18 protein-coding genes and 1 pseudogene are annotated in these 23,519 nt (G+C 65.1%); 10 read left to right on the forward strand and 9 right to left on the reverse strand.

The annotated features are described in order from the left end of the window. Positions 1 to 46: 46 nt before the first annotated feature. Both BFL43_RS06520 and BFL43_RS06525 read right to left on the reverse strand, forming a co-directional pair. Positions 47 to 1,081 (reverse strand): crotonase/enoyl-CoA hydratase family protein, encoded by a 1,035-nt coding sequence (locus BFL43_RS06520; protein WP_084891769.1) that lies wholly within the window; start codon positions 1,079 to 1,081, stop codon positions 47 to 49. A gap of 8 nt (positions 1,082 to 1,089) precedes the next feature. Then, complete coding sequence (locus BFL43_RS06525; protein ID WP_084891770.1) at positions 1,090 to 2,727, reverse strand: acyl-CoA dehydrogenase family protein; 1,638 nt, start codon at positions 2,725 to 2,727, stop codon at positions 1,090 to 1,092. Between the two features lie 76 nt (positions 2,728 to 2,803). On the opposite strand from BFL43_RS06525, the gene BFL43_RS06530 reads away from it, so the two are divergent. From BFL43_RS06530 to clpB, 3 genes are all read left to right on the forward strand, one after another. Further along, positions 2,804 to 3,544 carry a PaaX family transcriptional regulator C-terminal domain-containing protein gene (locus BFL43_RS06530; RefSeq protein WP_084834427.1) on the forward strand — a complete coding sequence of 247 codons (741 nt, stop codon included), beginning with the start codon at positions 2,804 to 2,806 and terminating at the stop codon, positions 3,542 to 3,544. A gap of 140 nt (positions 3,545 to 3,684) precedes the next feature. Then, a complete protein-coding gene (locus BFL43_RS06535) occupies positions 3,685 to 4,146 on the forward strand; it encodes a DUF1877 family protein (RefSeq protein WP_084891795.1) in 462 nt (153 codons plus the stop codon). Between the two features lie 198 nt (positions 4,147 to 4,344). Next, a complete protein-coding gene (gene clpB, locus BFL43_RS06540; protein ID WP_084891771.1) occupies positions 4,345 to 6,897 on the forward strand; it encodes an ATP-dependent chaperone ClpB in 2,553 nt (850 codons plus the stop codon). A gap of 63 nt (positions 6,898 to 6,960) precedes the next feature. On the opposite strand, the gene BFL43_RS06545 is transcribed toward clpB, so the two are convergent. The 4 genes from BFL43_RS06545 to BFL43_RS06560 form a co-directional block, all read right to left on the reverse strand. Next, the gene (locus BFL43_RS06545; RefSeq protein WP_084891772.1) at positions 6,961 to 7,650 is read right to left on the reverse strand and encodes a GPP34 family phosphoprotein; all 690 of its coding nucleotides are present in this window, start codon (positions 7,648 to 7,650) and stop codon (positions 6,961 to 6,963) included. Then, on the reverse strand, positions 7,650 to 8,057 hold the full coding sequence (locus tag BFL43_RS06550) for a cupin domain-containing protein (RefSeq protein ID WP_084891796.1): 408 nt from the start codon (positions 8,055 to 8,057) through the stop codon (positions 7,650 to 7,652). Before BFL43_RS06550 ends, BFL43_RS06545 begins: the two co-directional genes overlap by 1 nt. Before the next feature lie 30 nt (positions 8,058 to 8,087). Further along, on the reverse strand, positions 8,088 to 8,903 hold the full coding sequence (locus BFL43_RS06555) for a MerR family transcriptional regulator (RefSeq protein WP_084891773.1): 816 nt from the start codon (positions 8,901 to 8,903) through the stop codon (positions 8,088 to 8,090). A gap of 216 nt (positions 8,904 to 9,119) precedes the next feature. Continuing rightward, complete coding sequence (locus tag BFL43_RS06560) at positions 9,120 to 10,661, reverse strand: MFS transporter (RefSeq protein WP_240498104.1); 1,542 nt, start codon at positions 10,659 to 10,661, stop codon at positions 9,120 to 9,122. 151 nt (positions 10,662 to 10,812) lie between these two features. On the opposite strand from BFL43_RS06560, the gene BFL43_RS06565 reads away from it, so the two are divergent. Continuing rightward, complete coding sequence (locus BFL43_RS06565; protein ID WP_346425947.1) at positions 10,813 to 11,463, forward strand: TetR family transcriptional regulator; 651 nt, start codon at positions 10,813 to 10,815, stop codon at positions 11,461 to 11,463. A 9-nt stretch (positions 11,464 to 11,472) separates the two neighbouring features. Here BFL43_RS06565 and BFL43_RS06570 read toward each other — a convergent pair. After that, positions 11,473 to 12,539 (reverse strand): annotated as a pseudogene (locus BFL43_RS06570) (M48 family metallopeptidase). 174 nt (positions 12,540 to 12,713) lie between these two features. Between BFL43_RS06570 and BFL43_RS06575 the strand changes: the two are divergent. From BFL43_RS06575 to BFL43_RS06595, 5 genes are read left to right on the forward strand one after another with little or no spacing between them, the layout of a single operon-like run. Next, positions 12,714 to 14,033: an SWIM zinc finger family protein gene (locus BFL43_RS06575; RefSeq protein ID WP_084891775.1), complete on the forward strand. Its 1,320-nt coding sequence runs from the start codon at positions 12,714 to 12,716 to the stop codon at positions 14,031 to 14,033. Then, positions 14,030 to 15,529, forward strand: a complete 1,500-nt coding sequence (locus tag BFL43_RS06580; protein ID WP_084891776.1) for a DUF5691 domain-containing protein — start codon at positions 14,030 to 14,032, stop codon at positions 15,527 to 15,529. Before BFL43_RS06575 ends, BFL43_RS06580 begins: the two co-directional genes overlap by 4 nt. Continuing rightward, complete coding sequence (locus tag BFL43_RS06585; protein WP_084891777.1) at positions 15,516 to 16,610, forward strand: AAA family ATPase; 1,095 nt, start codon at positions 15,516 to 15,518, stop codon at positions 16,608 to 16,610. The genes BFL43_RS06580 and BFL43_RS06585 overlap by 14 nt, the downstream gene beginning before the upstream one ends. A 20-nt stretch (positions 16,611 to 16,630) precedes the next feature. Further along, positions 16,631 to 18,970 carry a DUF5682 family protein gene (locus tag BFL43_RS06590; RefSeq protein WP_084891798.1) on the forward strand — a complete coding sequence of 780 codons (2,340 nt, stop codon included), beginning with the start codon at positions 16,631 to 16,633 and terminating at the stop codon, positions 18,968 to 18,970. Then, positions 18,963 to 20,138: a VWA domain-containing protein gene (locus tag BFL43_RS06595; protein ID WP_084891778.1), complete on the forward strand. Its 1,176-nt coding sequence runs from the start codon at positions 18,963 to 18,965 to the stop codon at positions 20,136 to 20,138. The genes BFL43_RS06590 and BFL43_RS06595 overlap by 8 nt, the downstream gene beginning before the upstream one ends. Positions 20,139 to 20,141: 3 nt before the next feature. Here BFL43_RS06595 and BFL43_RS06600 read toward each other — a convergent pair whose 3' ends face one another. After that, positions 20,142 to 21,122: an ABC transporter substrate-binding protein gene (locus tag BFL43_RS06600; RefSeq protein WP_240498105.1), complete on the reverse strand. Its 981-nt coding sequence runs from the start codon at positions 21,120 to 21,122 to the stop codon at positions 20,142 to 20,144. An 87-nt stretch (positions 21,123 to 21,209) separates the two neighbouring features. Continuing rightward, on the reverse strand, positions 21,210 to 22,628 hold the full coding sequence (locus tag BFL43_RS06605) for an amino acid permease (RefSeq protein ID WP_084891780.1): 1,419 nt from the start codon (positions 22,626 to 22,628) through the stop codon (positions 21,210 to 21,212). A 111-nt stretch (positions 22,629 to 22,739) separates the two neighbouring features. Here BFL43_RS06605 and BFL43_RS06610 point away from each other — a divergent pair, with 111 nt between their 5' ends. After that, entirely contained in the window at positions 22,740 to 23,510 is a 771-nt protein-coding gene (locus BFL43_RS06610; protein WP_084891781.1) for an Asp/Glu/hydantoin racemase, read from the forward strand. Positions 23,511 to 23,519 lie beyond the last annotated feature (9 nt).

Consider the following 23,519-nt stretch of genomic DNA (forward strand, 5'->3'; position numbering starts at 1 on the left):
GGGTGGTGCAGGGGTGCTCGGCGAAAACAAGAGCTGCGGGACGCAGCTAGCGACGGGTATCAGGTTCGTCGAACTGTGCGCGCTTCCAGTCGCCGTTGATCTCGTCACGTTCCCGGACGGCTTCACGGAATCCCACAGTCGCCGAACGATTCTGGAATTCGTAGCCTTCGCGAGTGTGGTGGGAGATGCCGTCGAACACCGTGCTGATCGTGCCTGAGTTCGCGACACCCTGCGCCAGCAGCGCACTGTTGAGCGCCAGCTTGCTCATGATCAGCTGGTTGATGGGTGTGCGTGAAATACGCTGCAGGAGATCCTCTGTGCGTTCGTCGAGCTCGTCGGCAGGAGGAGCATCCACCGCGAGACCCCAGTCGTATGCTTGCTTGCCGGACAAGCAATCTCCGGTGAAGAGCAGTCGCTTGGCTCGCTGGTCGCCGAGTCGATGTGCCCACATGCCGGCTGCGGGGATGCCCCACACTCGGGTCGGTGGGTACCCGATCTTGGTGTCGTCGGCGCAGATGATCTGATCGGCGTACAGCGCGATGTCGGTTCCGCCCGCGACCGCGAATCCGTGCAACTTGGCCACCGTCGGTTTGTTGGCATGAAGCAGGCTGGCGAAACCGCGGTTGAAGCGGCTCATCATCGCGTAGTCGATCATGGGATCCCATGTGCGCGAGGGATCGTGATTGCGCGCCTGCACCACCGGGTCGACGGCGGTGCCTTCGCTGGGGTCCGGTCCGGCAGCCGGATTGTCCCCGTTCTCGGCGAAGATCGACAGGTCGTAACCACCGCAGAAGCCCTTGCCTCGACCCGACACCACCATGACATGAACGCGTGGATCGAGATCAGCTCGCTCCACGACACGGGCGAGTTCGACGGGGGTGTCGGCGGTGATTGCGTTGCCCTGCTTGGGTCGATTGAACGTGATCCGCGCGATGCGACCGGTCACTTCATACGTCAGCGTTCGGTAGGTCTCTGCGTTGTCCGCATAAGTGCGGCCGGCGAAAAGAGAATCCTCGCCCGCGGTGAGGTCGTCGCGCCACCCGGCAGGCTGTGACCCAGATCGAGTGCTGTGCTCGGACACCTTGTCCCCTAGTGAGTTTCGAGTTTTGGAGTTGCTCGCTCGACGATCGCGGCGGTGTCGACGCCGGTGGGAAGCGTGCCGAAAACGTCGCCGTGGTCGTGGCCGAGCCGGCTGACGGTGAACGCGTCCGCGACCGCCGGGTGGCCGTGGCGGACGAGCAATGAACCCTGCAGCACTTGCGCCATCTGGCCGACGACCCGTCGAGCCCGGTGCTGCAGGTTGTCGACGTCGTTGAACTGGTTCTCCAGATCGGTGATCGCGCGATCGAGGTGAGCGTCGGCTCCCGCGGCGAGTTTCACCTCGTCCAGGAACGCGGTGAGCGTCGCGGGCTGTTTCGCCATCGCCCGCAGCGCGTCGAGGGCGGCCACGTTGCCCGATCCCTCCCAGATCGACATCAGTGGGGCCTCGCGGTACAACCGAGGCATGCGCGACTCCTCGACATACCCGTTGCCGCCCAGGCACTCCAGTGCCTCAGCGGCATGGATAGGCGCGCGTTTGCAGACGTAGTACTTGCTCACTGCCAACGAGATGCGGCGTAGCGCGTCCGCTTCTGAGTCGCCGGCAGCGGACTTGTCGGTGAGGTCGGCGAGCCACAGGCCGACCGAGGTGGCGGCTTCTGCCTCGATCGCGAGATCCGCGATCACGTTGCGCATCAACGGTTGATCGATGAGGGTGGCGCCGAATGCTCTGCGGTGGTTGGCGTGGTGCGCGGCTTGTGCCACACCGTTGCGCATACTCGATGCCGAGCCGAGCGTGCAGTCGAGACGGGTCATGTTCACCATCTCGATGATGGTTCGCACGCCGCGCCCCTCGTCGCCGACCAACCAGGCCACCGTGTTGTCGTACTCGACCTCACTGCTGGCGTTGGATCGATTGCCCAGCTTGTCTTTCAGGCGCTGCAGCGCGAAGGTGTTGCGGGTTCCGTCCGGGAGGATTCGCGGAACCAGGAAGCACGACAAGCCGCCGGGTGCTTGCGCCAAGACGAGGAACACATCGCACATCGGCGCCGACGTGAACCACTTGTGACCCGTGATCCGGTAGGTGCCATCGGAGGTGATGGTTGCAGTCGTCGTGTTGGCGCGGACGTCGGAGCCGCCTTGCTTCTCCGTCATGGACATGCCCGCCAACAACCCCGCCTTCGATTGCGGGGTACGCAGGCCCGGGTCGTAGACGGTCGATGTCAGCCCGGGTTCGTACAGCGCCGCCAGGTCGGGGTTGGCGCGCAGCGCAGGGACCGCGCCGTAGGTCATCGATATCGGGCAGCTGTGGCCGGCGTCGACCTGACTCCACACGGCCATCTTCACGGCTCGGACAAAATGCGGGTTGGGTGTCGACTGCGTCCACGGTGTGCCGCCGAGTCCGAGCGTGACGGCTTCGGTCATCAGGCGGTGATAGGCGGGGTCGTAGTCGACCTCGTCGATCCGATTGCCGTAACGATCGTGGGTCCTGAGCGTCGGGGGATTCGCCTCGGCGCGGTCTCCCCATTCGATGGCCTCGGCGTTGCCGGCCAGCCGCCCGACTCGATGAAGTTCGTCGAGGACGTGATCAGCGTCGGCGCGGTGTACCGCATCGAGGATCGACGGCGTGTTCGCCGCGTCGTAGCCGACCAGTTCAGGAACCTGATTTGTGACGAGATGAGTGGACATGCGTCGACTGTATTACAAGTACAGATAACCGCGCCACGAGAATGTAATGTTCGGTAATGCGGGTTAGCATCGCACGATGACTACGGGCGCTTCAGGGGTTCGGAAGCTGACTGCGCGCTCGGTGATCCTCAGTACGCTGCTCGGGTTCCATTCGGCGCAGGCCCAGGTGCGCGGTGTCTTATCGCTGGCGACCGAACTGGGCTTGCAGGAGTCCGCTGTCCGCGTGGCCCTGACCCGGATGGTTGCGGCCGGCGACCTCGAACGTCACGACGGGATGTACCGGCTGTCTGCTCGGTTGATCGAACGACAGCGCCGGCAGGACGAGGCCCTGCACCCTGTGGCGGGGCCGTGGGACGGCCGGTGGTGCATGGCTGTTGTCACCACGGGCGCGACGGGATCCTCGGATCGGGCCGCGGTGAGGGACTCTCTGCGCGCCGCCCGATGTGGCGAGTTGCGCGAGGGGGTGTGGGCCAGGCCTGCCAATATCGAGGTCGTGGTGAGTGCGGAGGTGCGCGCTCGGCTCACCTTGTTCTCCGCCGTGCCCGAGGGGTCGCAGACCGCATTGGTGGCGCGCTTGTTCACGCTGGACCTATGGGCCGACAAGGCCGAGGGGCTATTGGCGGCCATGGACAACGCAACGGCGATGTCCGAGCGCTTCGAGGTCGCAGCCGCGATGGTGCGGCACACGCTCGACGATCCGCTGTTGCCGGCCGAGCTGTTGCCCGACAACTGGCCGGGGGAGCGCTTGCGCGAAGGCTACGAAAACTTCCGGAAGGAACTGACCGCCCTCGCGGAGAGGCTTTTTGCTGCGGGCTGATGCCGACACGGGTGCCAAATAGTAGTCGAGGCTGTGCCTCGCTCGATGAACACCGGAGCTTCTGTGCACAACTCATTCGGTTATCCACAGGTGGCTGCTCCGACGGTTTGGTACGCCTCGCACGTGACACGCTCGGGCACATGGGAATTCGATACTACGCATACGCACTTCAACCCAACGACGTCGCCGCTGCCCGCCGCGATCCGTATCCGTTCATGTCCGATGATCCGTTCATGGACGCCTGGGGCCAACCAGAGTGCCCGGACTCGCTGTACCTCGACAAGGCATGGCGCGAACTCCAGCACGTGTTCGCCGGCAAAGACGGCAATAACTGTCCTCGTGTGGCGTTGGAATTGGTGAAGGGCAAAGTCACTCTGGTGGGTGATGGACAACACCGTGGCTTTGTCCAGGTCTTACCACCTGAGGTGGTGAAATCAATCGCCAAAGACATCGCGCTGGTCGAGCCCGTCGATGACGCAACGATCAAGGAGGCGTTTCCCAATTCGAACGCCGACTACGTCAACGAATTCCTAGGCCGCGCGCAGAGGTTCACGACGGGATTGGCTCGCCAGGGACTGGGTCTGGTGTACGCGATCCAGTGAGACGCCACAGATGCACACACATGAGTCATATGCACACGTTGCAACGTGTGCATATGACTCAAGTGTGTGCATTTGTCGAAGACCTCAAAGTTTATTTAGTTGAGCGGAACAGACTCAACTCTTTGTGCGTTACACCTTCTGAACGGGCACAATGAGGCCCGTACCTACTTGTTAGAAGACCAGAAGGAAGGTGCACGAGTGGACAGTTTCAACCCCACCACCAAGTCGCAGGCGGCTTTGTCGTCGGCGATCCAAGCGGCGGCCGCGGCCGGTAACCCGGACGTTCGGCCTGCTCACGTACTCGTCGCGCTGCTCGATCAATCTGACGGGATCGCTTCGCCGCTGCTCAAGGCGGTAGGTGTTGATCCTGCTCAGACCCGTGCAGCAGCGCAACAGCTCGTCGATCGGATGCCCAAGGCCTCCGGTGCGAGCTCGACCCCGCAGCTCAGTCGGGAGTCGATCACCGCGATCTCCGCAGCACAGCAACTGGCCGGTGAACTCGACGACGAGTTCGTCTCGACCGAGCATCTCGTTGTCGGTCTGGCAACCGGCGACTCCGACGTCGCGAAGTTGCTGGCTGATGTCGGTGCCACTCCGCAGGCCCTGCGGGAGGCGTTCGTCGCCGTCCGCGGCAGTGCTCGAGTGACCTCCGCCGACCCGGAGAACACCTATCAGGCGTTGGAGAAGTACTCCACCGACCTGACCGCTGCCGCCCGCGAAGGCAAGCTCGACCCGGTCATCGGCCGCGACACCGAGATCCGTCGCGTCGTCCAGGTGCTCAGTCGTCGTACCAAGAACAACCCGGTGCTCATCGGTGAGCCCGGCGTCGGCAAGACCGCCATCGTCGAAGGGCTGGCCCAGCGAATCATCGCCGGCGACGTTCCCGAGAGCCTGCGCGGCAAGACCGTCGTCTCCCTAGATATGGGATCGATGGTCGCCGGTGCTAAGTATCGCGGCGAGTTCGAAGAGCGACTCAAGGCCGTCCTCGAAGAGATCAAGGGCTCGGCCGGTCAGGTCATCACCTTCATCGACGAACTGCACACCATCGTCGGTGCCGGCGCGACCGGTGACTCGGCGATGGACGCCGGCAACATGATCAAGCCGATGCTCGCCCGCGGTGAACTACGGCTGGTCGGCGCCACGACCCTCAGCGAGTATCGCCAGTACATCGAGAAGGATGCGGCGCTCGAACGTCGGTTCCAGCAGGTGTATGTCGGTGAACCGTCGGTCGAAGATGCCATCGGCATCCTGCGTGGCCTCAAAGATCGTTACGAGGTCCATCACGGTGTCCGCATCACGGACTCCGCGCTGGTGGCAGCCGCGACCCTGAGCGACCGTTACATCACGTCTCGGTTCCTCCCGGACAAGGCCATCGACCTGGTCGACGAGGCCGCGTCGCGGCTCCGCATGGAGATCGACTCGCGCCCAGTCGAAGTCGACGAGGTCGAACGTATCGTTCGTCGACTCGAGGTCGAAGAGGTCGCCTTGGAGAAGGAGACCGACGAGGCATCGAAGGTCCGCCTCGACAAGCTCCGCTCGGAGCTCGCCGACCAACGTGAGAAGCTGAACGAGCTCTCGGCCCGCTGGCAGTCCGAGAAGAACGCCATCAATTCGGTGCGCGATCTCAAGGAACGTCTGGAACACCTCCGTGGTGAGTCCGAACGCGCAGAACGCGATGGTGATCTCGGTCGTGCCGCCGAGTTGCGTTACGGCCAGATCCCCACTCTGGAAAAGGAACTCGAGGTCGCTGCGGCGAAGTCGGGTGCCACCGGTGGCGGCGATGTGATGCTGCAGGAAGAGGTCGGACCCGACGATGTGGCCCAGGTGGTCTCGTCGTGGACCGGTATCCCGTCGGGACGCATGCTCGAGGGTGAAACCGCGAAGCTCCTCCGGATGGAAGACGAACTCGGCTCCCGTGTCATCGGTCAGAAGCTGGCCGTCGAAGCGGTGTCGGATGCGGTGCGCCGTGCCCGGGCCGGTGTCGCCGACCCGAATCGGCCACTGGGATCGTTCCTGTTCCTCGGCCCGACCGGTGTCGGTAAGACGGAGCTGGCGAAGGCTCTTGCGGAGTTCTTGTTCGACGACGAGCACGCGATGGTTCGCATCGACATGAGCGAGTACGGCGAAAAGCACAGCGTCGCACGACTCGTGGGTGCGCCTCCGGGCTACGTCGGATACGAATCCGGGGGCCAGTTGACCGAGGCCGTACGGCGTCGCCCCTACACGGTGGTGCTGTTCGACGAGGTCGAAAAGGCTCACCCCGACGTGTTCGACATCCTGCTGCAGGTCCTCGACGAAGGTCGGCTGACCGACGGGCAGGGCCGGACGGTGGACTTCCGTAACACCATCCTGATCCTCACCTCCAACCTCGGTGCCGGCGGTGACAAGGACCAGGTCATGAACGCGGTCCGGATGGCCTTCAAGCCGGAGTTCATCAACCGCCTCGACGACGTCGTGGTGTTCGATGCGCTCACCCCGGACGAGCTGGTGTCGATCGTCGACATCCAGATCGGTCAGCTCGGCAAGCGGCTCGCGCAGCGTCGGCTCACGCTCGAGGTCTCGGACGATGCCAAGAAGTGGCTAGCCACTCGCGGTTTCGACGCGCTGTACGGCGCCCGGCCGCTGCGGCGCCTCGTCCAGCAGGCCATCGGTGATCAGCTCGCCCGCGCTCTGCTGGCGGGCAAGATCACCGACGGCGACACGGTGTCGGTGACCACGAGCGATGACGGTGAGACCCTCATCGTCGGATAACTGACACGTGAGAACCCCGGCACCACATCGGTGCCGGGGTTCTTGCTGCGTGGGTAAAGTCGCTCAACCTTTGATGAGTCCGACAGCGACCATCGAGTTGACGACGCTCGCCGCGACAGTCCGAGCGACCGCGGCACCGACAGCATCGGCGCCCCATTCGCCACGCTCGAGTTCCTTGCCGCGCGTGTACACATCACCCGACCACGGGATGTCGCGATAGAAGGTGGGGAGCGTGCCGCTCGCCGACAGCAATGCCCCGAGCGCTGCGATCCGGGGCTGCGGGCTCACTCCATCGACAAAGACCGCCCGAACCTGCGCCAGCAAGTGACTGCGTCGTCTCCCGTCGCCCTCGCGCAACGACGTTGTGGTGAACAGCCGCAGCCTCTTCTTGCGTTCGGCAACGATGTACCCGCGTTCGACCAACCGGTCGAGGACGATCGGTCGCAGCGTCGGACCGATGGACGCCAGGAGAGTCTGTGGGTCCCGCGGCTTCTCCGCGATTCGGTCCCACGCCGACCTCAGCAGCGGGTCCGGCGGAGGGGTGTCCTCGACAGCGCTGACGAGACTTCCACGCAGGCCACCCCGGTTCTCGATGGCGATCTGATTGGTGAAGGCGAGTTCGGTCAGAACCGCACCACCAAGAACATAGAACAGGGTGCCTTCGCCGGCGATCGTCCCGGATCGGGGGTCGAACAGCAGCAACAGGAGGTCTTCGGCGATCAGCGGATCTTTGGACAAATTCGGTGTGCTCATCAAGCGTTCGGCGCCTGGTTGTACTCCGCATCGGTGACCGGGGACAGCCACTCGGCGGCGGCGTTGTCGTCGTCGGCTTCGTTGATGGCCAAGTGCACCATCAACCGAGTCGGTGCGGCGCCATGCCAGTGCTCCTCGTTTGCTTCGAACAGCACCCGGTCGCCGGGCCTGATGACTTCGACGGGTCCACCCCGACGCTGGCACAGCCCGACTCCTTCTGTCACGAACACGGATTGACCGAGCGCGTGGCGATGCCAGTGCGTACGAGCGCCGGGCATGAAGTGAACGAGATTGGCTGACACCCGTGACGGCGCCGGAGCGGCTGCCACCGCGTCGATGTACACGTCCCCGGTGAACCAGTCCTTCGGGCCTTTGGCGGTGTCGATCGAGCTGCGAACAATGTGCATGCTCTCCATTGTCCTCGCGTTCGAGGGTGCTCAGCGCACGAAGTCGACCTGCACCTCGGTGACCCAGTCCGCCTGATCGTCGGACATCTCCAGATAGATCTCCCGGGCCTGGCCGTTCAAGGCGAAACCTTGCTCGGACACCCAGCGGTTGAGCTCCTGATACGTCGAGTCGATGGAGTCCATCGAACCCCGATGGATCATCGATGCGACCTCACCGCCGGGGATGTCGAAGGTGTCGAGCCCGGTCACGGGTCCGGACGCCACGGGGAAGGTGGCATGCACCCAGACCGCGTCCTCGGATTGCTCGGGTGCGGGGGAGTAGAAGGCCACGCTGGGGCCGACCGGGGTGACTGCGGTGGCCCCGAAGGCGGCCATGATCTGCGGGTAGAGCGACTGGATGACGGGTCCGATGTCTTCGCTGGTCTGGCTGGAAGCCAGGGCTCGTAGCCCGACGTTCTTGATCGGGTCGACGGTTTTGGTCAGAACGGTGGGTGCGGACATGTCTGTCTCCATTTCGATGAGTCGGAGTCTCGCTTCCACCTGGGCGAGCCGATATCTGTCCTGGCGGATCTGCGATTCGATCTCGGCGTGGCGCAACCGCAACATCGCTCGCAGGTCGCTTCCCGTGAGTTCGTCGTCGACGATCGCTCGCACCTGATCGAGGCGCAGCCCCAGGTCTTTCAAAGCAACGACGCGGTTGAGCCGTTGGAGCTGCGATACCTCGTAGTACCGGTATCCGGTGTGCGGATCGGTACGTAGCGGTGTCAGCAACCCGATCGAGTCATAGTGCCGCAGCATCCGAACCGACACTCGGCCCAGCCTGGCGAAATCTCCGATGGTGATCATTGCGCTCTCTACGTTGCGGTCTCACACGGTGTCAGGGTCAAGGGTGCCGCATCCGAATGTGGTCGACAAGGGCACGCTCGATCGAAACAAGGGCCCGGTCAACGGCTTTAAAGGCCCGCTCGGCGTCCGGAAGGGCACGGTCGGCGGGGTAGGGCCGGGAACGGCAAAAACCGGGCCGCACCTTCAAGGTGCGACCCGGTTGTCCGGCCGAAATGATCAGGCAGCTACATGAGCTGCGTTCTGGGTTTCGTCACCGAGTGCGTGACGATTCATCCGGATCATGAACACGGTGACCGCCAGGGCCAGGGCCATGAAGCCGGCGCCCCAGTAGAACGCCACGTCGTAGCTGTGGATACTGGCCGCCATGAACGCCGCGGGATCAGCCGGTACCGGCTTGCCGTCGGCTCCTGCGGTCATCGCACTGCCCGAGCTGTTCGAGAAGACCTGCGCGACAATCGTGCTCAGCAGCGCAACACCTACCGAGCCGCCGACTTGCTGCGCGGTGTTGACCAGCGCGCTGGCGACTCCGGAGTCCTTCTCGTCGATCTGGTGCAGAGCGACCGCCTGCATGGAGACGAACACCAGACCCATGCCGAGGGCGATCAGGAGTTCACTGGGCAGGACATGAGCGAGCCACGTCGAATCCGAATCCAATTGCGCGAGGTACAGATATCCGAGGACGCCGGAAATGGTGCCGGCAATCATCAGGGGTCGCGGGCCGAAGCGCGGCAGGAGTGAACTGGCCGACGCGGCTGAGACGATCAGCGCGATGGGGAACGGCAGGAACAGGATTCCGGCCCGGAGCGGCGTCTCTCCCAGGGTGTTCTGGAAGTAGTAGCTCAGGAACAGGAACATCGCGAACATGGCGGTCGGGATGATGAAGGCCACCAGGTAGGCGCCACCGCGGTTCAGCTCACCGGGTATACGCAGTGGCAGCAGTGGGTGCGTGGTTCGCAGCTCGATCGCGACGAATGCTGCCAGTAGTGCTGCGCCGGCAACGAACAGCATGATGGTCGATGCCGCGCCCCAACCTGATTCGGCGGCTTTGGTGAAGGCGTAGACGATGCTGATCAGGCCCAGCGTGACGGTGACGGCGCCGGGGATGTCGTAACCGCCGGTCCGCTTGGTCGGTATGTCCTTGATCACCAGCCACAGGCCACCGATGGCCGCGATGATCGCGATCGGGGTGTTGACCAGCAAGGTCCAGCGCCAGGACATGTACTCGGTGAGTGCACCGCCGGCGATCAGTCCGATTGCCGCGCCGCCACCCGAAACGGCTGCGTACACGGCAAAGGCGCGCGCCCGTTCACGATGCTCGGTGAACGTGACGGTGATCAGAGAGAGCGCGGCAGGTGCGAGCATTGCTGCGAACACGCCCTGAAGAGCGCGACCTGCGAAGAACGACATCTGATCCCAGGCAAACCCGGCCATGGCCGAGGACGCCGCGAAGCCGGCGAGGCCGATCAGGAACATGCGGCGCCGGCCCAGGTAGTCGGCCATGCGTCCACCGAGAAGCAGTAGCCCGCCGAACAACAGCGTGTAGGCGGTGAGCGCCCACTGCCTGTTGGCGTCTGAGATGTCCAGGTCGACCTGGGCGTAAGGAAGAGCGATGGTGATGATGCTGGCGTCGAGAACCACCATGAGCTGGGCGAGGGCGATGATCCCCAGTGCCCACCAACGGCGTGAGTCGCCGGTCGATTTCGGTGCGGTGTCGCGATCAGGTAGATCCTGCGCGATGACGGTTTCGGGTGAAGCCACGAGATCCTCAAATCTGGAAGAGGGTGGATAACGAATCGATCTGTCACCAATAGTGGCAGAGTCAGACAGAAGTCGTCAATCGACAAAATACTGATTCGGACATTTGGCGCACAGAGCAGCAATTTTGTCGAAGCGGAGTTATCATGTGGACGTGAGCATCGCGGAAATCGGAACAGGCCAGGTCAAGGCAGGTCTCCGTGAACGGAAGAAGCTTCAGACGCGAGACCGGCTGATCGCCGCCGCGCTGGAGCTTTGTGACCAGCAAGGCTTCGACGCGACGACCGTCGAGCAGATCTCGGACGCCGCCGACATCTCTCCGCGGACGTTCAACCGCTACTTCGCCACCAAAGAGGACGTTGTTCTTGCTCCGATCGAGGACATGATCGCCTCGATGGCGAACTCCCTCGAGGCGCAGCCGCGCACCGACAACCACATCGAAGCTCTGGTCAATGCCCAAGTCCAGATCTTGGGTGGCCGGTGTCCGACCGGAAGTGTCGATCTCACCCGATTCGAGACGATGAACCGGATCATCCAGAATGCGCCGTCGGTGAATGCCCGCAGTATCGAGTTGGGCGACAGGAAGATGCGGAGCATCACCGACCTGGTCGCCAAGCGGATGGGCGAGCCGGCAGATGACCCGGCGGTGCGTGTGACGGTCTCGGTCTTCATGGCCCTGATGCACATCTCGATGGATACGTGGCGATGTGGCCAGGCCGGGTCTGCCCCCGCCGACACCGCGGTTGCCGCAGCCACTCTCACATCGACCTACGAGACATTCCGCCAGATCGCCAAGACCGTCTGAGGTCGCAGTTCAGTTGTTGTCGTCGTACTTGTTCTTCGAGTTCGTTCGCCAGTCGGAAAACTTGCGGTTGACGCTCTCCGCCACATCCGAGGCGGCCTGACCGACGCCGTCGACCACCCCTCCGAGCCCGTCGCGAATCCCCTTGATCAGCGGATCCTCGGACTCATCGAAGTTGTCGCGGTACGCCTTTCGGGCAGCGCCGACATCGTCGGCCACCTTGGCGTTGTCGTCGTCCTCACGCCGCGGGTAGAGGCCGGCCACGATTTTCCCGTAACCACCGCGATCGACCCAGCGGTTGAGCTCGGCAGCTCGCAGCACCGAGAACGGGTGCGATTGCATCTCCAGATTGAGCAGCTTGAGGACGCCGTCGCGGAGGTCGCCGGTCCGCTCGTACTCCTTCGCCTGGGCGATGAATGCCTGGGTGTCCATCTGATCGAGATGCTTGCCGCCTGCCAGTTTCAATTCCACGCGCAGCGCCACATCGAGATCTTGGCTGCAGAGCAGACCGGCGCGGTCGCCCGACAGCTCTGATTTGCGTTGCCATTCCATCAGTGCGGCGACGATCGCCCGCAGCGCCCAACCACCGAGCGGGATGAACCCGATCGACGCGGCGATCCGGGTCAGGTGCATCAGCATCGTTCGGTACACCGCGTGTCCGGACAGCGCGGCCCGAGCTCATGGCCGATGACAAATCGGAGCTCGTCGTGGTCCATCAGCTCGTACATACCGGAGGTGACGACGATGAAGGGCTTGTCCATCCCGATGCAGACGGCGTTCACCAGTGGTGATTGGGAGATGTAGAGCTCAGGCTTGACCGGCGCGTCAAGCGTTTTCACGCAGTCGTCGAGCAGCGCGTCGAGATCGGCGAACTGCCGAGGTCCGACCCGGGCCGAACTCGCGAGGTACAGCAGGCGATGTTGCCGTTCCCGGAGCAGACCCGACAACGTCTTGAGGACCTGGTCGAAACCCTTGAGCCTGCGCAGGGCGGTCAGCGCGGTGCGATCGGCGGGGTGTTCCCAGGCTCGCGAGCTGATGCCCGGAAATGTGGTGCGCACGGGTACGGGTACCTGGGTCATCGTCGCTGGTCCTCCCTGTGCCGGATGAGATGGTGCCCGGCAACCCGATCAACCGTAGCGAAACATGCGTTCACAGACTGCGAATGTAGTTCTTTCAGACGACTGGGCCGACGCCACTGACAGGCGTCACCCGGGCCGGTGGGAGGTGTCGGTTGCCTGGGTTAGTTTAGGACCGTGGGGACACAGCGATGGCGGGCCGATCAGGTGCTGGCGCTGGCCCCTGATGCGGGGTCCCAGGCAGCTGGTCGCAAGCTGGCCATCCCGACGCCGTGGTCGTCGACGGGCGCCGCTGACGACGTGGTGTGGGGACTGTGTACGGGCAGCGGCAGGAACCCGTATCAAACGATTGTCGACCTCAGCGGCCCCGCGTACAGATGCTCGTGTCCGTCCCGGAAGTTCCCGTGCAAGCACGCACTCGGTCTGCTTCTGCTCTGGGCCGCCGGTGGCGTACCGGACGCACCGGCAATCGCCGACTTCGCGAGGCCATGGATCGATGAGCGCGCCACGAAGGCTGCAGCTGCCCCGGTCCGCACCGAACGCGCCGAACCCAAGGATCCCGAGCGCGCGGCCCGAACCGCGGAGCAACGGGCGGTTCGCGTCGCGGGCGGTCTCGACGAGTTCGAGATGTGGCTCTCCGACCAGGTACGCGGTGGACTCGCAGGCGCGGAGGCCGACCCTTATCGCCGGTTCGATCCGGTGGCCGCACGACTCGTCGACGCCCAGGTGCCGGGGCTGGCCCGCCGGGTTCGAGAGCTCCCCGCGCTGGTCACCGGAGCCCGGTGGCCGCAGCGGCTCCTCCGCGAACTGGCGATGCTCAGGCTGCTCGCGCGCGCACATCGGCGCATCGACGAACTCGACCCGGCGATGGCCGCCAATGTCCGCAGGCATCTGGGGTATCCGGTGGCGAAGGCCGATGTGCTGGCAACCGAGCCGGTGCTCGACACCTGGCAGATCGTCGCGGTCCGCGACCGCGACGACGAACAACTGATCACCCGCCGGGTCTGGCTGTGGGGGCACACCACGGGCAGGTGCGCCGTGGTGCTGTCGTTCTCGCCCAATGCTGCCGGCCTCGACGGTCGATTCATCGCCGGGATGTCGTTTGCCGGGCCACTGCACTTCTACCCGGGAACACCCCCGCTGCGAGCACTCGTACCCGACGGCGATCTGGGATTGAGAACCGCGTCACCGGGAACCGTGGTCGGGACAACGGTGCAGACTGCTCTGGGCCGGCGTGCTGACGCGATAGCCGAAGATCCTTGGCTGCAGAGCTTCCCGGTCGTCATCGTCGGCAGGCCGGCACTGGCGGATGGGCGCCGCCTGCTCGTCGACGACGACGGTGTGTCGATCGACCTCGACACCACCGACGACCGCTGGTTCGCATTGCTGGCCGTATCGGGCGGACATCCGGTGCGGGTCTTCGGCGAGCTCGGTACCGAGGGGCTGGACCCGGTTGCCACCGAGGCTCCCCAGGCACAACGGACCGACGCAGCATGAGCGGCTGGGACGAGCTGGTCTCCGCGGCGACCGTCGGTGTCGGGGGCAAGGCCCTTGATGTGCATGACCTCGATCCTGCGATCGCCGCTGCGGCCTCCCTGGTCGACCGCAAAGACCCGGTGGCAGCGGTTCTTTCGATCGCTGCGCTGGACACCATTGCCACGCGCGCGGGCGTGTTGGCCGGTCCGCCGGCCCAGGTTCTGCCTCCCGCACCGGACGACCATGGCCGGGTCATGAACGACCGCCTCGCCGGGCTACTGGGCCAGGCGCTCGACTCGGGCGACGAGATGGCCACGTGGGCGATCGAGGCGATGGCGGGCCGAGACCTACGAGTTCCGTCGGAGCTGATTCCGATGCTGTTGCAGCGCACCAAGCGTCAGGTCAGGATCCGTCCCGCGGTCACGGTTCTGGTGGGTACCCGGGGGCGATGGCTCGTCGAGGTCAGCGACATCGCAGCAGTGTTGCCGCCCAAGGATCTCAGCTTGCAACCCGAGGACGTCGATGCCGAAGAGATCTGGTCGTACGGCAGCACACCCGCCCGGGTACAGGTGCTTCGTCGACGGCGATCCGAGGATCCCGCCGGAGCTCTGCAACGCCTGCAAGCGGTCTGGGCGACCGAATCCGGTGACGTACGGGCCGCGTTGCTCGGGGCACTGGAGGTCGGACTGTCCCTCGCGGACGAGGTGTTCCTCGACCAGGCCCTCGACGATCGCAAGGGGTCGGTACGCGCCGCGGCAGCGCGACTGCTGAGCGACATCCCTGACTCCGGACTGCAGCAACGGATGATCGAACGGGCGCGGCATGTCCTGGTCGCGTCCGGTCGCGGGCGGCGGCTTCGCCTGTCGCTGGTGTTGCCGGAGCGGGCTGACGAATCCGCTCGACGCGACGGCATCGATCCGAAACCGCCGCGGGGCACCGGGTTGGGTGCGTGGCTCGCCCGCCAGATCCTGCAGAACACGCCTTTGACGTTGTGGGAGAGCATGTTCGGTAAGCCGGCGCAGCTGCTGGTCGAGGCGGTGTCCGAGGATGATGCGGACACCGTGCTGGGTGCCTGGGGCGATGCCGCCGTCGCGCAGCGCAACGCGACGTGGGCAGGCGTCCTGTATCGGGCGCCGGGCGCCGATCCCGCGCTGATCGGAATCTTGGCTGAACCGAAGAGGAGCGAGGCGACGGTGTGGTGGCTCCGCAACCGTCGACCGCCCGGGAACGTGCTGGCCCATGTTCCGGCGCCCTGGACCGATGAGGTGGCCGCGACAGCACTGAATGCGGCGTTGCGCGAGTCGATCTCACCGTCATCGACCCCGCTGTGGCACTGGCGTGGCCTCGTCGATCAGCTGCGCCTCGGGCTGCCCGTCGGGCCCGCGTATCGCTGGATCGAACAGATCGATGCGGTGCGTGACCGGATGAAAGGTGGCTGGCCGCAGTTGCTCGAACCACTCAAGTGGGCGCTGATCCTGCGCACCGCGATCACCGAGGAGATGCATGACGAATCCTGAACCGGACATCCTGCGTCCGCATGCCGAGCAGCTCTACGCAGGTGAACTGGCGGCGCTTGCCGCAGCAGACGACCTGTCCCGGCCGCAGCAATGGAACCTCTCTCCGTCGGCGGTGGTGACGTACCTCCTTGGTGGAACGCTGAGCGATGGAACAGTCATCTCTCCCAAATACATAGGTCCGCGGCGTCTGATGGAGGTCGCGGTCGCAACTCTCGCCACGGACCGTGCGCTGCTGCTTCTCGGTGTCCCGGGTACCGCGAAGACCTGGGTGTCCGAACACCTCAGTGCGGCGATCAGCGGCCGCTCGACCCTGCTGATCCAGGGCACCGCGGGTACTCCTGAAGAGGCGATTCGCTATGGCTGGAACTACGCCCGGCTCCTCGCCGAGGGGCCGAGCGAGCAGGCGCTGGTGCCCTCGCCGGTGATGACCGCGATGCGCGAGGGCAAGATCGCCCGAATCGAAGAACTCACCCGCATCCCCTCCGACGTCCAGGACGCGCTGATCACGGTGCTGTCGGAGAAATCGCTGCCGATCCCCGAACTCGGTACCGAAGTGCAGGCCACCAAAGGCTTTTCGGTGATAGCTACGGCGAACAACCGCGACCGCGGTGTCAACGAACTGTCGTCGGCACTGCGCCTCCGGTTCAACACCGTGGTGCTGCCGTTGCCGGCGACCGCCGACGAGGAAGTCTCGATCGTGACCCAGCGGGTGCAGGCACTCGGCCAGACGTTGGATCTGCCCGAGATCCCGAGCGCGTCCGAGGAGATCCGCCGCGTGGTCACGGTGTTCCGCGAGTTGCGGTCGGGACTCACCGCCGACGGCCGTACCCGCGTCAAACAACCCTCGGGCACCTTGTCGACCGCCGAGGCGATCTCGGTGGTCACGCACGGGGTGGTGATGTCGGCGCACTTCGGCGACGGAGTCCTTCGGCCGTCCGACACCGCGGCGGGCATTCTCGGTGCGGTGATCAAGGATCCGGTCGCGGACGCCGTGGTGTGGACCGAATACCTGGAAGCCGTTGTGCGCGAGCGTAAGGACTGGGCCGACTTCTACCGGGCGTGCCGCGAGGTCGAACATTGACGGCGGTGTCCGACGACACCATCTCGGCCCCCGATCCCGATGCGACCGAGCCCGTCGCCCCCGGCACGTACGTCTTGGGGGTACGGCATCACGGTCCGGGCTCGGCTCGCGGCGTCCTCGCCGAACTGGACCGGATCGACCCCGACATCATCCTGATCGAGGGCCCGGCGGACGCCGACCCGCTCGTCGGATTCGTGGGGGCTTCGGACATGACGCCGCCGGTCGCGATCCTCGCGTACGCCGTCGATCGTCCCGCTGTCGCAGCATTCTGGCCGTTCGCGGCCTTCTCTCCGGAATGGCAAGCCATGCGATGGGCAAACGAATCGGACGTACCGGTGAGGTTCTGTGATCTGCCCGCCGCCATGGTGCTCGCCCATGGTCGTTCCGGCGATCAGGACGCAACGGAGACTTCGGAGGAGGATCCGACCCTCGACCTCGCCGAGCCTGATGGTCTCGACGCGAGCGCACCTGTGCGGACCGATCCCATCGGCGTGCTCGCCGATGCCGCCGGATACGACGATCCCGAACGCTGGTGGGATGACGTCATCGAAACCCGTTCCGATGGTGGCGGTTTTGAGGCCGTCGCGGAGGCCATGGCCGCCCTGCGGGACGAGTTGCCACCGGTGGGTGATCTGGGCGATCGGCTCCACGAGCAGCGCCGTGAAGCCCAGATGCGACAGGTACTCCGCAAGGCGTTGAAAGAACCCGGTGTGGAGCGGGTCGTGGTGGTCTGCGGGGCCTGGCATGCGCCGGCGCTGATGGGCAAGCTGCCGCCCGCGACCGGTGATGCCAAGCTACTGCGCGGCACACCCAGGGTGCGGGTGAAGCTCGCCTGGGTGCCGTGGACCCATTCGCGGCTGGCGTTCGCATCCGGATACGGCGCGGGGGTGGTCTCGCCCGGCTGGTATCACCACCTGTTCACCCAGCCGCAGGAGGTGATCACCCGTTGGCTCATCAAGGTCGCGCGCCTGTTGCGGGACAAAGACATTGCGATCTCCTCGGCGCACGTCATCGAGAGCGCGCGGTTGGCCGAAGCGCTCGCGACGCTGCGGCGTCGTCCACTGCCCGGGCTCGCCGAGGTCACCGAGGCCACCGAGGCGGTGATGTGCGACGGCGACGACTCCGTCATGGCGCTCATCAACGACGAGCTGGTGATCGGCGAACTACTCGGGTCCACCCCCGCCGATGCCCCGACCGTTCCACTCGAGGCAGATCTGCGGGCAGGTGCCCGTTCAGCGCGGCTGAAGATCGACCCCATGGTCCGGCAACTCGTCCTGGATCTCCGCAAGCCGTCGGATCTGTCGAAATCGGTGCTGCTGCACCGCCTCGCGTCCCTCGACATCGACTGGGGCGTGCCGGAGGAGGTCACCGGGTCGGGCACCTTCAAGGAGGGCTGGCGTCTCGCGTGGAAGCCGGACTTCGCGATAGACATCGTCGTCGCGGCGGTGTGGGGCACCACCGTCGAGGCCGCAGCGACCAGCAGACTGATCGACCGCGCGACGACGGCAACGCGGCTGGCCCAGGTGACTGCGGTCCTCGAACAGGCACTGCTGGCCGACCTTCCGGACGCCGTCAGTCGGGTGCTCGGCGCTTTGCGCGATCGCGCGGCCATCGACCGCGACGTCGAGCACCTGATGAACGCGTTGCCTGCACTGTCGCGGGCGTTGCGCTACGGCGATGTTCGCGGCACCGATACCCGGGCGCTGGCCGAGGTCACCACGTCCCTGCTCGTCCGGGTGTGCGCCGGACTGCCCGCTGCCGTGACCGGGCTGGGCGCTGAGGCTGCCGCGGAGTTCCGGAAGCTGATCGATCAGGTGCAGGAGGTGACCGACCTCCTCGAGCAGGTCGGGATCGCCGGGGAGGAAGCAGCGACCTGGCGCGAAGTGCTGCGCGCACTGGCCGACCGGCGGGATCTGCACGGCGCCCTGGTCGGCCGAATCGTCCGCATCCTGTTGGACTCGCGCGAGATCGACGCCGATGAGGCCGCCACCAGGTTGCACCGGGCGCTGTCGGTCGGCGCGGTCCCCGCCGACAAGGCGGCGTGGATCGACGGCTTCATCGGCGGGGGTGGGCTGCTGCTGGTCCACGACCGATCACTGCTCGCCGTCATCGACCACTGGCTCGCAGGACTACCCGACGAGCAGTTCACCGAGTTGGTCCCGCTGTTGCGCCGCACCTTCAGCTTGTTCGAGGCGGGCATCCGCCGCAATATCGCGGAGTCGGTGAAGGGGATCGGAGGCGGGGTGATCGCGGTGGCAGCGCCTTCGCAGATCGATGCAGAACGCGCCGCGCCGGCCGTCGCCGTGGTCGCGAGTCTGCTCGGACTGCTGCCCGCAGCGGAGGAGAGTGCTGATGCCTGAACAATCCGAACCGGACCCGGCCGAGGAGGCCCGACTGCGACGGTGGCGGATGGTCGTCGGGACACAGGCCGACGATGCGCTCGGCAGACCCGGCGGTGGGCAGATGCAGGAGATGGACCGCTCACTCGCCGCGCTGTACGAGGCGCCCAGTGGTCGCCGGGGCGGGCTGGGTGGCTCGGCGCCATCGGTGGCCCGGTGGCTCGGCGACATCCGAAAGTATTTCCCGTCCAACGTCGTCCAGGTGATGCAACGCGACGCCGTGGACCGCCTGGGGATCGCCGCACTGCTCGCCGAACCCGAGCTGATGGACACCGTCGAGGCGAACATCGACATGGTCAGCACCCTGATCAGTCTGGGCAAGGCGATCCCCGAGACCTCACGAGCATCGGCCCGGACTCTCGTTCGCAAGGTCGTCGACGACGTGGAACGCCGGATCGCCGATCAGACCAGGGCGGCAATCACCGGCGCCCTCAATCGTGCCGCGACAACCCATCGGCCCAGACCTGCCGACATCGACTGGAATCGGACGATAGCCAAGAATCTCAAACACTATCTGCCCGAATACCGGACGATCATCCCGCAGCAGCTGGTGGGGCACGGTCGTCGCTCGCAGCAGCTGGGTCGCGACGTCGTGGTGGCGATCGACCAGTCCGGGTCGATGGCGGCGTCGATCGTCTACGCCTCCATCTTCGGTTCTGTACTGGCCTCGATGCGATCCATGCGCACGTCCCTGGTGCTCTTCGACACCGAAGTCGTCGATCTCACACACGAATTGGACGATCCGGTGGACGTCCTGTTCGGCGCCACGCTCGGTGGTGGCACAGATATCAACCAGGCGATCGCCTATTGTCAGGGCCTGATCACCCGGCCGACCGAGTCGATCTTCGTCCTGATCTCCGATCTCTACGAGGGGGGTCTCCGCGACAAGATGCTGGCGCGGGTCGCCGCGATGACCGCCGCCGGTATCACCGTCGTGGTGCTGCTGGCGCTGTCCGACGAGGGAGCGCCCGCCTTCGACCGTGATATCGCACTGGCGTTGGCCGACATGGGTATACCGGCGTTCGCCTGTACGCCCGACGCCTTTCCGGAACTGCTGGCGGTGGCGATCGGGCGCGGCGACATCACGGCCTGGGCGGCCTCGAAAGAACTGCAGCAGCGCGGGATGTGAACGTCAGGCGGGGATCTTCTCGGCCGCCGGCGCGATGAGGTCCAGCGCGAAAGGCACCGACAGAACCGTCGGGTTACTCAGCGCCGAGGCGTTGTTGTTGTTCACGAACACTGTGGCGCCACTCTTGACGGCAGTACGGTTCGCCCAGCCCGGCAGGGCGTCGAAAGCCGCCGGATCGCCGCCGAGTGGCCACAGCACCAACAGATCCGAGTCCAGCAGATCGGTACGCTCAGCTGAGACCAGAACTCGACTCTGTCCTTCCGCCACCTCCTTGATCCTGGGATCGAGCACAAACCCCATGGAAGTCATCAGCTTGGTGGTCGGGTCGTTCTCGTCCGCGATCAGACCGATCTGTCCTTCCGCGTTCAACTGGCCGAACGAGAAGGTCTTTCCCTGCGCGTTCGGGTGAGCAGTCTTGAAGTCGGTGACCTGCTGCTCTGCGTCGTCGACGAGGGACTGTGCCTGGTCCTGCTTTCCGAAGATCTTTCCTGCTGTCAGCGTCACGTCCTGCCACGAATCCATAACCGCGTCCTTCTGCATCACCGGGATCACCGGCGCAACCTGGCGCAGGCGCTTGTATTCGTCTTCACTGCCCAGATATCCGGCCAGGATGATGTCCGGCTCGATGGCCGCGAGCTGAGGAACACTGATCGATTCGGCGCCGAGGTACGGGATGACCTCGGACTCGTGAGCCGGTGTCCACTCGAACTTGTTGTTCTCGCCGGCGTAACCCTCCGTGACATATTCGGCCCTGATCGGCACATCCAGCGCAACCAACGCATCGGTCCAGCTGCCCAGCATGGTGACAACCACCTGTGGCTCGGAGTCGATGGTGGTGGAACCGAACTCGTGCTCGATGGTGATCGATTCGAGGCCACTGCTGTCGGACTTGTCGTCGTCCGGGGAGCTGCAGCCCGCGACCACGAGCGCCATCGCCACCAACGCGGTTCCCGCCGCACCGACCCGGCGTGAAAACTTTCCCAATGCCCTACCCCTTCGTGCGTACCGCGTCGTTGCGGTTAGCGGAGCCTAACCAATGACGTGGACGGGGTAAAGCCGGGTCGTCACCCTCTAGTTGGTGGCGCTACTCTTCGACGCGGCCGGTGAGGCGTCGGTGTTCCCGTACTTCTTCTGGCGCCAGACGCCGATGCCGACGATGACCACGGCGGAGATCGTCGACAGCAGAATTGCGTCTTGCTGATTCGAGTCGAAGGCCATCAGGACCAGTACCGCGATGATGAAGACGATCACCGCAACTGTGAGGAAAGGGAACAGCCACATCGTGACCGCAGGCGTCTCCTTTCGCGCTCGCATCGACCGGCCGAGGACGAACTGGCTCACAGCGATCGAGAGATAGACGAACAGTGCCACGGCGCCGCTGGTCGCGAGCAGGTAGCCAAAGATCTTGTCCGGCAGGACGTAGTTCCCGATGACCGCGAGGAAGCCGAGCGCCATCGACGCGATGACCGACACCCACGGCACGCCGTTCGCGGTCAGCTTCTTGACTGCAGCCGGAGCCTCACGGCGGTCACCGAGCGAGAACAGCATCCGCGAGGCGGTGTAGAGCGCGGAGTTCAGGCACGACGCCACCGCGGTGAGCACCACGATGTCCATGATCTGTGCCGAAGCCGGAATGCCGATGGCTTCCAACACCGTTTGATACGAGCCATCGTCGAGCTGGTTGTACGGAACCAGGGCCACGATGACGAAGATCGAACCGATGTAGAAGATGCTGATGCGCCAGATCACCGAGTTGACCGCCTTGCGAATCCCTTTCTCGGGATCGGGTGACTCCGCTGCGGCGATGGTGACGATCTCGGTGCCCATGAACGAGAACATCGTCACCAGCATGGCGGAGATGATCGCGGCGTACCCGTTGGCGAAGAATCCGTCGGGTTCCCACAGGTGACTGACACCGCTGGTCTCCGAGCCTGGGAACAAACCGAGGATGGCGAGCACGCCGATCGCGATGAAGGCAACGATGGCAACGACTTTGATGAGGGCGAACCAGAATTCGAACTCGCCGTAGTTCCCGACGCTGATGAGATTGGTGGCGGTCAGGAGCAGGGTCACCGCGAGGGCCCAGATCCATTGGTCGCCGCCGATCAGTTTGCTGAAGATCTCTGCGGCCGCCGTGGCCTCCACCGGGATGACGAGGACCCAGAACCACCAGTAGAGCCAGCCGACCGAGAATCCGGCCCAGCGTCCGAGCGCGCGGTGCGAGTAGACGGAGAACGATCCGGTGTCCGGATTGGCGGTCGCCATCTCGCCGAGCATGCGCATCACCAGGATCACCAGGGTGCCCGCGAGCGCGTACGAGATGAGGACGGCGGGGCCGGCTTCCTCGATGGCGTTGGCGGAACCGACGAACAGCCCGGCGCCGATCACCCCGGCGATGGAGATCATGGTGATGTGCCGCGGTTTGAGTGAGGTCCCGAGCTGTCCCGGTGCCCCGCTCGTGCTGCCGGCTTGCTGATCTTCGGTTGTCATGTTCCGACCTCCGGTTTGTTCCCTGCAAGGTTGTCCCCGCAGAGGCGGGGAATCAAACAACGGACACTAGCTCATCTAGAACAATTTGTTGCGCTATGCGAACATCAACGCATGGACAGCAACATCCTGTCTCTGGTTCCGGAGCCCGAGACTCCTGGCGCGACGACCGGCATAGGTATGGTCTGCCCCTTCGACATGGCTCTGGACAGGGAGCTCTGGCGCTGGATGCCGTGGTCGGTGTCGCTGTACTTCACCCGCACCCCGATGCCGTCGTCGTCGGTGGTGGATGTCGACATGGTCAGTGCTCTCGGGGAACACTCGCAGATTCGGGAGGCCGTCCGCAGCGTCCTCGGGGTACGGCCTGCAGCCGTGGGGTACGCCTGCGCCTCGGGAAGCTTCGTACACGGTCTCGCGGGTGCGACGGCGCTGTCGGACTGCATGCGCGAGGCGGGCGCCCCGGCGGCGATCACGACGTCCGAGGCGCTGCTGCGGGCCCTCGACGTGCTCGATCTCGGGCGCATCGCGGTCGCGACCCCGTATGTGGCGTCACTGACGGACCTGCTCTGCGACTTCCTCGCCGAAGCGGGCCGCACCGTGGTCTCGCAGGCAGGCCTGGGCTACGACCACGACATCTGGACGATCCCCTACAGCGCCACCGCGGACCTGATCCGCGCCTCCGACAGCCCGGACGCCGACGCCATCTTCGTCTCCTGCACCAACCTGCCGACCTACGACATCCTCTCCACGCTCGAGGCCGAACTCGGCAAGCCGGTGCTGTCGGCGAACCAGGTGACCGCGTGGGCGACGTTGCAGGAGGCCGGCGTCGTCGACCACGCCGCCGAACCCTGCGCGGTGCAGTCGCTGTTCGGTCGCGTCGCGTGAGTAGTGTTC

The organism is Williamsia sp. 1135 (assembly GCF_002095395.1).
Classification (GTDB): Bacteria; Actinomycetota; Actinomycetes; order Mycobacteriales; family Mycobacteriaceae; genus Williamsia.

Coding starts and splice junctions, on each gene's coding strand:
- BFL43_RS06525 (WP_084891770.1), bottom strand. CDS start 2,727: ATGTCCACTCATCTCGTCACAAATCAGGTTCCTGAACTGGTCGGCTAC.
- BFL43_RS06530 (WP_084834427.1), top strand. CDS start 2,804: ATGACTACGGGCGCTTCAGGGGTTCGGAAGCTGACTGCGCGCTCGGTG.
- BFL43_RS06535 (WP_084891795.1), top strand. CDS start 3,685: ATGGGAATTCGATACTACGCATACGCACTTCAACCCAACGACGTCGCC.
- BFL43_RS06545 (WP_084891772.1), bottom strand. CDS start 7,650: ATGAGCACACCGAATTTGTCCAAAGATCCGCTGATCGCCGAAGACCTC.
- BFL43_RS06550 (WP_084891796.1), bottom strand. CDS start 8,057: ATGCACATTGTTCGCAGCTCGATCGACACCGCCAAAGGCCCGAAGGAC.
- BFL43_RS06555 (WP_084891773.1), bottom strand. CDS start 8,903: ATGATCACCATCGGAGATTTCGCCAGGCTGGGCCGAGTGTCGGTTCGG.
- BFL43_RS06580 (WP_084891776.1), top strand. CDS start 14,030: ATGAGCGGCTGGGACGAGCTGGTCTCCGCGGCGACCGTCGGTGTCGGG.
- BFL43_RS06585 (WP_084891777.1), top strand. CDS start 15,516: ATGACGAATCCTGAACCGGACATCCTGCGTCCGCATGCCGAGCAGCTC.
- BFL43_RS06595 (WP_084891778.1), top strand. CDS start 18,963: ATGCCTGAACAATCCGAACCGGACCCGGCCGAGGAGGCCCGACTGCGA.
- BFL43_RS06605 (WP_084891780.1), bottom strand. CDS start 22,628: ATGACAACCGAAGATCAGCAAGCCGGCAGCACGAGCGGGGCACCGGGA.
- BFL43_RS06610 (WP_084891781.1), top strand. CDS start 22,740: ATGGACAGCAACATCCTGTCTCTGGTTCCGGAGCCCGAGACTCCTGGC.